Below are 1275 nucleotides of genomic sequence, written 5' to 3' on the forward strand. Positions count from 1 at the left end.
TGGACTGCCCCCAAAAAGTTAGACACTTTTTAGGGGCATTTTTTATGTATAGAAAAGAAAAATTTAGCGTTGCTTTCAAATTAGAATGTATTAAACTTCACAAAAATTCTCATCGTTCGATTGAATCTATAGCAACAGAGAAAGGATTTAATGAAAGCAATCTGCGCAAGTGGATCGGTTTTTATAACAAGTACGGAACCTTGGGACTACAACCAAGAAAAAACAGGAGCTACTCGTTGAATTTCAAGATTAAAGTTTTGAAAGCCATCGAAACAGAACATCTCTCACAAAGGGAAGCATGTATCCGATTCGATATCGCAGCGCAGTCTACTGTGTTGAGTTGGCAAAGGGATTATGAAAAAAGTGGTATTTTAGGGTTAAAGAATACCCCCAAAGGAAGACCCCGCATTATGAGCGATTACAAACGTAAGAAAAGAAAGTCCGATAAGCCATTAACCCGAGAAGAAGAACTTTTATTGGAAAACGAAAGGCTGCGGGCCGAAATTGATTTTCTAAAAAAGTTAGACGCCTTAACTCTCAAAAAGAACAAACAGAGGCCATCGAAGGATTAAGGCGAAAATATGATCTGTCGGTCCTTCTGGATTGTACAGGTATGGCCAGAAGCAGTTTCTATTACCATCAGAAAGTACTTAAGAAAAAGGATAAATATGGAGAGATAAAAGCTTTGATAAAACAGATTTATCATAGGCATAAAGGACGGTTGGGATACCGTCGTATCACTTTGGTCATGAAACAACAAGGAATTATAATCAATCATAAAACGGTATTGAGATTAATGAAGACCCTGGGATTGAAAAGTATCATTAGGGTTAAAAAATACAGATCTTACCGGGGAGAGCAAGGCAGGATAGCGCCAAATATTCTTGAGAGGAACTTTAAGGCAGATCTGCCCAACAGAAAATGGGCCACTGATGTGACAGAATTTAACGTCTCGGGCAGTAAATTATACCTTTCACCGATAATTGATCTGTACAACGGCGAGATCGTGAGTTACGATCTCTCGGAAAGACCTGTTTTTGCACAGGTCATAAATATGCTCAAAAAGGGGTTTAGAAAAATCAAGAATACTGAAAACCTCATTATCCACTCTGATCAAGGCTGGCAATATCAGATGAAAGCCTATCAGCATCTGTTAAAAGAAAAAGGAATTATCCAAAGTATGTCCCGCAAAGGAAACTGCCTGGATAATGCGGTAATAGAAAACTTCTTTGGGACTTTAAAATCTGAAATGTTCTACACTAAGAAATTTAAAAC

Annotated in this window: 2 protein-coding genes; both read left to right on the forward strand. The window is 37.9% G+C overall.

The window, feature by feature from the left end:
• On the forward strand, positions 1-572 hold a 572-nt coding region (locus BUC06_RS23295; RefSeq protein WP_228423905.1), incomplete at its 5' end, for a transposase.
• Positions 560-1275, forward strand: a 716-nt coding sequence (locus BUC06_RS23300) for an IS3 family transposase (RefSeq protein WP_228423906.1), incomplete at its 3' end; no start/stop codon positions are given. The genes BUC06_RS23295 and BUC06_RS23300, both read left to right, overlap by 13 nt.

It is taken from the genome of Chryseobacterium carnipullorum, assembly GCF_900142785.1.
Lineage (GTDB): Bacteria > Bacteroidota > Bacteroidia > Flavobacteriales > Weeksellaceae > Chryseobacterium > Chryseobacterium carnipullorum.